Annotated in this window: 8 protein-coding genes; 6 read left to right on the top strand and 2 right to left on the bottom strand. The window is 42.8% G+C overall.

What is annotated here, in order from left to right; translation table 11 throughout:
* Positions 1-105 precede the first annotated feature (105 nt).
* On the top strand, positions 106-660 hold the full coding sequence (locus tag B3143_RS08300; protein WP_004784088.1) for a 1-acyl-sn-glycerol-3-phosphate acyltransferase: 555 nt from the start codon (positions 106-108) through the stop codon (positions 658-660).
* 243 nt (positions 661-903) lie between these two features.
* On the top strand, positions 904-1,653 hold the full coding sequence (locus tag B3143_RS08295) for a YebC/PmpR family DNA-binding transcriptional regulator (RefSeq protein WP_004784089.1): 750 nt from the start codon (positions 904-906) through the stop codon (positions 1,651-1,653).
* A gap of 66 nt (positions 1,654-1,719) precedes the next feature.
* Here the strand turns inward: B3143_RS08295 and B3143_RS08290 are convergent, their stop codons facing one another.
* Positions 1,720-2,190, bottom strand: coding sequence for an Lrp/AsnC family transcriptional regulator (locus B3143_RS08290; protein ID WP_004784091.1), 471 nt, complete (start codon positions 2,188-2,190; stop codon positions 1,720-1,722).
* A 456-nt stretch (positions 2,191-2,646) separates the two neighbouring features.
* On the opposite strand from B3143_RS08290, the gene B3143_RS08285 reads away from it, so the two are divergent.
* On the top strand, positions 2,647-3,942 hold the full coding sequence (locus tag B3143_RS08285; protein ID WP_262736131.1) for a hypothetical protein: 1,296 nt from the start codon (positions 2,647-2,649) through the stop codon (positions 3,940-3,942).
* Positions 3,943-3,984: 42 nt separating this feature from the next.
* On the opposite strand, the gene B3143_RS08280 is transcribed toward B3143_RS08285, so the two are convergent.
* Positions 3,985-4,749: a glutathione S-transferase family protein gene (locus B3143_RS08280; protein WP_034703310.1), complete on the bottom strand. Its 765-nt coding sequence runs from the start codon at positions 4,747-4,749 to the stop codon at positions 3,985-3,987.
* A gap of 381 nt (positions 4,750-5,130) precedes the next feature.
* Here B3143_RS08280 and B3143_RS08275 point away from each other — a divergent pair, with 381 nt between their 5' ends.
* Genes B3143_RS08275 through B3143_RS08265 form a run of 3 tightly spaced genes read left to right on the top strand, consistent with a single transcriptional unit; the run spans position 5,131 to position 8,992 of the window.
* Positions 5,131-6,333, top strand: coding sequence for an SfnB family sulfur acquisition oxidoreductase (locus tag B3143_RS08275; protein WP_262736132.1), 1,203 nt, complete (start codon positions 5,131-5,133; stop codon positions 6,331-6,333).
* A gap of 11 nt (positions 6,334-6,344) precedes the next feature.
* Positions 6,345-7,568 carry an SfnB family sulfur acquisition oxidoreductase gene (locus B3143_RS08270; protein ID WP_286740079.1) on the top strand — a complete coding sequence of 408 codons (1,224 nt, stop codon included), beginning with the start codon at positions 6,345-6,347 and terminating at the stop codon, positions 7,566-7,568.
* Complete coding sequence (locus tag B3143_RS08265; RefSeq protein WP_004784102.1) at positions 7,568-8,992, top strand: LLM class flavin-dependent oxidoreductase; 1,425 nt, start codon at positions 7,568-7,570, stop codon at positions 8,990-8,992. The genes B3143_RS08270 and B3143_RS08265 overlap by 1 nt, the downstream gene beginning before the upstream one ends.
* The last annotated feature ends 14 nt before the right edge of the window (positions 8,993-9,006 follow it).

The following is a 9,006-nucleotide window of genomic DNA, read 5'->3' as shown; positions in this document are numbered from 1 at the left end:
AGTGTCAACACACCCTAATGAATTTGAAATAAAGCCTATTGACTGTGAATAAGAACAGGAAGAAATTATGCAGTTCATACCGTTAGCTCTTATTTCTTTCTATTTATGCTCAACAAATTTATTGGCGAATCTGCATTTAAACTTGCCGGTTGGCAATATCATGTCGAACCTGATGTGCTCGAAGATAAACAGGTCATTGTTGGATTTGAACATACATCCATGATGGATGCGGTTCTATCTTTGGCGCTCTTTAAGATGTATGACATCAAAATTCATACCCTGATCAAGAAAGAACTGTTCAAAGGCCCAATGAAACCAATTCTGGAAGCCATGGGTGGTATCGCGGTCGACCGTAAGGCGAATAAGGATATTGTCAGCGTAATGGTTGAACATTTTCAGAATAATGAAAAATTCAATCTGGTGATCGCACCTGAAGCCACCCGTGCCAAAAATGGTGAAACGCGTAAACCGATCCGTACCGGTTTCTGGCATATTGCCAAAGCTGCCAATGTGCCAATTGTGCTTATGTATGCCAATTCCAAGACTAAGCAAGGTGGGATTTTTGGCAAAATTTATCCGACTGATCTTGCACATGATCTGGCTTTAATCAAGCAGCTCTATAAAGAGAATGTTGGTCTAGATATCATTATCCCGGAATAAACACTCCATGAAAGGGCTTGAGAATAATATTTCTCCTGCCCTTTTCTTATTTAGGTATTTTCTCAGCAAATATTTTCTTAAGTTTTTATTTACATTTATTGTTTTGCCTTTCTGTTTTACTGCCTATTTTTTTGGCATTATCATTAAATCTCAAATCCAGACTCTTTTTTCAAAAAAAGAGCTTATGGTAGAATCGGCGCAATTCGATAGGCATACAGCCAATCTACAAGGAGCATATTTCGCATGGCGGGTCATTCCAAGTGGGCCAATATTAAGCATCGTAAAGCAAAACAAGATGCCAGTCGTGGTAAGTTGTTTACCAAATACATTCGTGAATTAACAACTGCTGCCAAACTCGGTGGCGCTGATGCGGGTAGTAATCCTCGTCTACGTGCTGTTGTAGAAAAAGCATTATCTGTAAACATGACACGTGATGTGATCAATCGCGCGATTCAGCGTGGTGCCGGTGGTGAAGATAACGACGATCTGAAAGAAGTAACCTATGAAGGTTATGGCGTAGGCGGCGTTGCAGTTATTGTTGAAACTATGACAGATAACCTGAACCGTACGGTTCCTGATGTACGTCACTGCTTCACTAAAACTGATGGTAACCTCGGTACCAACGGTTCAGTGTCCTTCCTGTTCACTAAACGTGGTGAGATTACTTTTGAAGATGTGTCTTTAGAAGATCAAATCATGGAAGTAGCACTTGAAGCGGGCGCGGAAGACATCGAAGTGGATGAAGATGAAATTCTGGTCATCACTACGCCAGAAAGCTTCGGTACAGTACAAGATGCTTTAGCTGCTGCAGGTTTAAAATCTGATAACGCAGAAGTGGTGATGAGCCCGTCTACCAAAGCTGAAATCACAGATATCGACCAAGCGAAAAAAATCATGAAAATGATTGATATGCTTGAAGATCTGGATGATGTTCAAAACGTTTATACCAACGTTGAATTCTCTGATGAAGTTTTAGCGCAACTTGATGCCTAATCTTCTAGCAGATCAAAACGCACCTTCGGGTGCGTTTTTTATATTTGTTAAAAAATACCTGGAATTTTAAACCTTATTTAAAAGACCACTACAGTTAAAGACATTATATTCCTTAATCACGAAGCTGGAATGCAGCGCTACAACATGCTCGATCTTACCAATTCTACTTAATAGAATCTGACTATAATTTTCCATATCACGTGCCACAACTTCGACAATAAAATCCGCAGACTGTCCTGTCACCAGGAAAGCGTTAATGACTTCCGGAATATTTTCTAATTCTTCTAAAAATTTGGCAAAAGTATCGCTATCATGCTTGCTCAAGGAAACCTGCAACAGCACATGCAGGCTAAAGCCCAATTTTTGATAATTAATTTCGCGCTTCAAGCCACTGATAATATTATGATCGATTAAATGTTTGATCCTGCGGTGCACCGAACTCACAGATAAATTTACTCTTTCAGAGAGTTCATTTAGATTGACATCTTCATGGGTCAAAATTTCAAGAATATGCTTATCAAAACGATCTAATTCCATCTCTAATCTCTTGCCATTTTATTTAAATACATCATCATTTAACTCTTAGTATTGTGATTTTTTTCGTAAATTACCAGTTATTTGAAAAAAAATGCCAGACACATCTCAATGACTAGTTTTAAGCCATGTTTATGGTCGGTCGTCGTATAAAACAAATTTTCGATAAGCGACGCTTTTAAATAAATTATTCTTATTTATCACTAAACTATTTATGAATAAAAACTATGAAGCTGATAACTGAATTTGCAAAGCATGATTAATCCAACTTAGATTTACACTTGTATAGAAATTGAATAAGAATTGAGCGGTTTATCTAAAACACACAACAAACATAACAAGATAAAAATTCGCAAGGAACGGTTATGGCTTTTAGTATTCTTAGTTCAATTAAAATTAAACTCAGTCCCGTGCTCACGACAGAGACGTAAAATACGAGTTTACTCAGCGGTTTATTGGGTGGCAGTCTTTCTGGCATTATTGGTTCTATTACAGGTTCTACCCCCTCTACCTCCTTCCCTGGATTCTCTCTTAAACAGCCTGCTTTCTGGCAATAGTTTAAATCCCAGTTCCCTCACTGATTTAATTAGCCAGTTAACGAAAGCCAATGGTGGCAGTTTCGACATAGGTTCAATCAGCAATCTGCTTAGCAGCTTAATGGGTGGTAATACCTTAACCCTGGATTTAAATGCAGTTATCAAATTGGTCAGCGGATTGATAGGTGGCAGTGCTGGCAATCTGGATGTTAGTAAAATTGCTGAACTGGCTGGCAACTTATTGCAAGGTGGTGATATTGGTATTACGCAAATCGTTCAATTAGTTAGCGGCTTAATCGGTGGCTCAACAGGTAGTTTAGATACCAGTTCAGTCAATCTGTTAGCCAGTAACCTAATGAGCAATGCAAGCAGTAATCTTGATATCGGTGCTATTACCGATTTGCTCAGTGGTCTAATTAGCAATTCAGGCAATATCGATGCTGGCACCATTGCGCAAACTGTAGCGCAAAGCCTGATGCCACTGCTTGCATCGATTGATACAGGTAATTCATCTATTGATATGAATCAACTTACGCAAGTTTTACCAACAGTGGTTGGTAGTGTGACTACATTGGTATCTGCAATCAGTTCTGCAGGTTCAGGTAATGTGCCAGACACCATCGCGGATGTACTAAAAGGCATCAATCCACTATTGAATCTATTAGCGAATAATGACGTTCTTGATGCTGATCAGGCAGAAATCGTAAATACGCTTTACGATGTCCTGAATGGCGTACAAGTGGTACTGGACTTTGTGAATAACCCATCACTACTCACCTTATCCAGCGACCTCAACAATGTGATTACCGCACTAAAACCTGTGATTGCGCTGATTGATAGCAAAGGTCAATTCTCGGATCTTCTGGATGGTGTTCAGTGTCCTGAAATTGGCGACCTGCTCGGGTCACTCGGTTCTGGCGTGCCAAGCTTAGACGGTTTAGGTCTGGATGCATTCACGGATAGTGTTGACAATTTAGTCGGTAACAACTCGTCCCTACAACTGCCTGATCTTAGCGAATTGATTTCCGGCATTAGTAATACTGATACGGCTACGAATATCAGCATTACTGAAATCCTCCCAACCATTAAAGAGACCATTACCAATCTCTCAAGTGGTAGTTCCCTGCCGAAGTTTGACTTTAGCTCACTGCTCAGTGGCTTCAGTAAAACAAGTGATATTGATCAAACCAGCCCTTTGGGGTTAATTCTAATCTCATAAAAAAACGCGCTTTATGCGCGTTTTTTATATTTCATCTTTATTTTATACACCACGCCAATCAACACGGGCATTGCGCTCATTACGATACATCTTTTGAATATATTGCCCTAATGGCAACTCAGCCAGATGACTTTGATATTCCCGGTATTCATCCGACATCGATTCAAAGCTTTCCCTCTCCCACGGCGTTCCCGGAATAGCCAATAGAGGGGCCAGAATCGAACAGACAGCAATATCGGCCAGAGAGAAACGCGAACCGACGAGATAAGATCCTTCTTTTTCCACACGGATCTGGTTAAGCTGCTCAACCGAATCCTTGATAAATTGTTTGGACTGTTCCAGTGTTTCTTCAGTTAAGGCATAACCCTTGGTCAAAAGGGTTTTTAACAATGGCTTGGAGAATTTTTCAAACTGACGCAGATAGCCTTTTTCACCAATCAGGATGTCCATTGATTCATTATCATGCGATAAAGCCTGAGCTAACATCCAGCGACGCACATGGCGGCCTAATTCCTGGGTGATTTCATCAATATCTAATGCCTGCTGGCGCAAGCTTGCTTCTGGAGGTAGCAGACGGTGTTCAGGATATTGCTCATCCAGATATAGAGCGATTTTGGTCGAGTCTACAATCCATTGCTCCTGATCACGCAGAATCGGTAAACGGTTTTGTCCGGTTTTCAGGCGGGCAAAGGCACGATGAGCACCCGGCATCAGATTTTGCGCAATATATTCCAGCTCTTTGTAATCCAGCATCCAACGTGCCTTTTCACAAAAATGAGAAAGTGGAAACTGGTATAAGATGCGCATAAATTCTCCATACTTGTTTTTAGGTCAGATCGCATTAAAACCATCTAATTTAGTCGGATACTTTAGTCACCCCAGACTGGAAATACAATGAACTTTTTATTCAAAATAAAGATGTTGCTTATTCAACACGACGATGAGTATTTTTATACATTTTTTTGTCTTGATTATCTATAAAGCAGATATGCACTGCTTTAAAATCATTTTTTAAAATTAAGAAATTATTCAAAATCTATTTAATTTTAATTAGTTACTATATTCCAAATTTATAAGAATCTAGCAGTTTTTGTGCTAAATAGCTTTTTTCATAAACTTTGCAAAAGCAATTGCTTAATTACATAAAGCTTTCGCTGTAACGTTTTGGCATCGATTTAGGATGTCATTATGTCTCGTTTAACTTCTGAAAAAGTTCATATCATCGAAAATGATCTCGACGCGATTAATGCTGCTTATCAGGTTGCAGACTTTGCCCTGGAAGGCCGTAATCAGCGTGATCAGCAACGTCTATTACCTTTTGCTGAGATTGACCTGTTCAGCCAGAAAGGCCTGGGTGGCATGCGCATTCCGAAACAGTACGGCGGTGCATTTGTTACCAATAAAACCCTGGCGCATGTATTCCGGATTATTAATAAAGCTGACTCTAGTGTTGGACAGATTCCGCAGAACCAGATTGCATTACTCAACATGATCCAGATCATGGGCACAGAAGAACAAAAACAGTTTATTTATAACGAAATTCTAAAAGGTAAGCGTCTGGCGAATGGTGGCCCGGAACGAAATACTAAAGATACTAAAACCTTGGCAACCACACTTACCCTTGAAAACGGTCGCTATTTTGTGGATGGCGAGAAATTCTATTCAACTGGCAGTAGCTTTGCCCATTGGCTGGCGATTAAAGCGATTCATCCAGAAGGCCATGTAGTACTAACCATTGTCGACCGCAATGCTGAAAGTGTGGAAGTGATCGACAATTGGAATGGCTTTGGTCAACGCACGACTTCAAGTGGTACCGTCAAACTTCAGCATGTCGAAGTTGATCCGCTATTGATTTTTGATGAGCGTCTGTTAGGAAATCAACCAAACTACCGCGGTGCCTATTCCCAATTGATGCAGGTCGCGATTGATGTCGGCATTGCCGAAGCTGCTTTTGCCGATACGCTGACTGCCGTACAAAAAGCACGTCCAATTGTCGATGCGCAAGTCGAAAAAGCCAGCTTAGAACATTATACCCTGCAGGAAGTTGGCAAATCTTCTGTGCTGCTCGATGCCGCGATTTTACTGCTGGATGAAGCCGCTGAATATCTGGATGAACTGGATCAGCTGGAATCTGTGACTGATGAGCAGGCAGCCAAAGCCTCAATTCTGGTTGCTGAAGCCAAGGTCTATGCCAATGATGCTGCGCTACATATCTCGGAAAAATTACTGGAATTGGGTGGAAGTCGCTCCAGCCTCAGTCAGCACAATCTGGATCAGCATTGGCGTAATGCCCGTGTGCATACCCTGCATGACCCGATCCGCTGGAAGCTGCATGCACTTGGGGATTATTACCTAAATCATAAACTCCCTGCCCGCCACGCCTGGATTTAAGGATATTTGCCATGACTTCATATCAAAATATTATTTCATTGCAGTCAGAACAGCTGGCGCATGCGCACATCATCAAATCTGATGAGGAAGCATTGGAAATTGCCCGTAATCTGGCTGAACAGTTCAAGATTAATGCGGTACAGCGTGATGCCGAACGTACTCTTCCTTTCGAAGAAATCGAGGCTTATAGCCAGTCTGGCCTCTGGGCAATTACTGTACCTAAAGAATATGGTGGTGCAGAAGTGTCTAGCTATACCGTAGCGCAAGTGATTGCCTTAATGAGCGGTGTCGATGGCTCGATTGGTCAGATTCCGCAAAACCATTTCTATGGTCTGGAAATCCTGCGCAATAACGGCACGGAGGAACAAAAACAGAAACTCTATGCCGAAGTCTTAAAAGGTGCTCGTTTTGGTAATGCCCTAGCTGAGTTCAAAACCAAGACTGCTGCACAGCGTCAAACCGCGATCCGCAAAACCGAGCAAGGCTATGTCATTAACGGCGAAAAATTCTATTGCACCGGCAGCCTGTTTGCGCACCGCATCCCAACATTGGTCGTGGATGAAAGCGAGCAGCAATTCCTGGCTTTTGTGCCACGTGACAGCGAAGGTCTCACCTTGATTGATGACTGGAGCGGTTTTGGCCAGCGTACCACGGGCAGTGGTACAGTGAAATTCGATAACGTACACGTGCTTGAAGAAGATGTGGTGCGTTTTGATACAGCCTATTCCCACCCAACCATTTCCGGACCTTTTGCACAATTGCTGCATGCCTCCATTGAAACCGGTATTGCCCGCGCTGCATTTGAGGAAACCTTAAACCGTGTACGTCAGGCACGTCCGTGGATTGATTCTGGTGTAGACAATGCTACAGATGATCCACTGACCAAATTTGAACTCGGTCGTGTCGTAACAGATGTACGTGCTTCCGAAGTCTTGCTCAAACAGGCTGGCCGTTCCGTTGATGCTGCTAAAGCTGACCCAACTGAAGCTAGGGTTGCCAAAGCCTCACTGGATGTAACCAAAGCCCGTGCACACAGTAGTGAAACTGCTTTAAAAGCATCATCAAAACTAATTGAACTGGCCGGCAGCCGTGGCAGCCAGCGCGAAGATGGACTGGACCGTTTCTGGCGTAATGCTCGCGTGCATACCCTGCACGATGCCTCACGCTGGAAATACTATTTCATTGCCAATTATTTGCTGAATGGTGTACTGCCTCCACGCCGGGGGACATTGTAATGACAATTACTAAGACTGATCCAAAAGCAAAAAAAATCCTGCTCAATGCCTTTGATATGAACTGCGTGGGTCATATCAATCATGGTTTATGGACTCACCCACGAGATGAGTCACACCGTTTTAATGAGCTGAGCTACTGGACTGATCTGGCAAAAACGCTTGAAAAAGGCCTGTTCGATGGTCTGTTTATTGCCGACATTACCGGGGTGTATGACGTCTATCAAAATGGCATTGATCTGACTTTAAAAGAATCAATTCAGTTACCCAGCCATGATCCAAGCACGCTGGTGTCTGCCATGGCAACCGTCACTAAAAATCTCGGTTTTGGGGTCACGGTGAATCTCAGCTATGAGTCGCCATATCAGTTCGCCCGCCGTTTTGCCAGTCTGGATCATCTGACCCATGGCCGTATCGGCTGGAATATTGTTACTGGTTATCTGGACAGTGCGCAGCGCCTGATTGGTGAAAATGGCTTGAAAGATCACGACTTACGTTATGAACAGGCCGAAGAATTTTTACAGCTGTGCTACAAGTTCTGGGAAGGCTCCTGGGAAGATGATGCTGTGCTGAAAGACAAGCAGCAACGTATCTTTACTGATCCAGCCAAGGTGCACCAGGTCAATCATCAGGGTCAATTTTATCGTAGCCAGGGCGTGTTCCAGGTTTCACCTTCTGTTCAACGTACGCCTGTGCTGTTCCAAGCCGGTGCTTCACCACGGGGTATGGCCTTTGCTACTCAACATACTGAAGGCATGTTTATTGGTGGTGATCATCCGGACAAGATTAAAAAACAGGTTGATCAGATTCGTCGTCAGGCCACTGAACAAGGCCGTGATCCTGAAGCGATCAAGATTTTTGTCGGCATTACCATCGTGACTGCAGAAACGGATGAACTGGCACAGCAAAAGCTGGATGAATATCGCGCCTATGCCAGCCCTGAAGCAGGTCTTGCACATTATTCCAGCTCAGTTGGCATTGACCTGTCCAAATTTGCTGATGATGAACCAATTCCTTACAAGAAGACCAATAGTATTGCGACGGTTAATGACAAATTCAAAGAGCAGCAGATCACACCCAATGACCTGAAAGCTCAACATGAGCTGGGTGGTCGTTATCCACTTATCGTAGGTAATGGCGCAACAGTGGCAGAAAAACTGATTCAGCTGATTGATGAAACCGGTATTGATGGCTTCAACCTGACTCGCACGGTTGCACCTGAATCGCATCAGGATTTTATCCAATTAGTGATTCCTGAATTACAGCAGCGCGGACGCTATAAAACTGAATATGAACAAGGCAGTTTCAGACACAAGCTATTTCAGCAAGGAGACCGCTTACCTAGTGCGCATCCAGTGCAGCAATTCCGATGTCAAAGCTCCGCCTCAACAGCGAACACGAACCTAAAACAAAAACAATCAGCATAAATTTATTTTGAGGT

Source organism: Acinetobacter sp. UBA1496, assembly GCF_002324975.1.
Classification (GTDB): domain Bacteria; phylum Pseudomonadota; class Gammaproteobacteria; order Pseudomonadales; family Moraxellaceae; genus Acinetobacter; species Acinetobacter variabilis.
The sequence above is the reverse complement of the archived record's forward strand: the minus strand, read 5'-3'. Positions and strand labels throughout refer to the sequence as shown.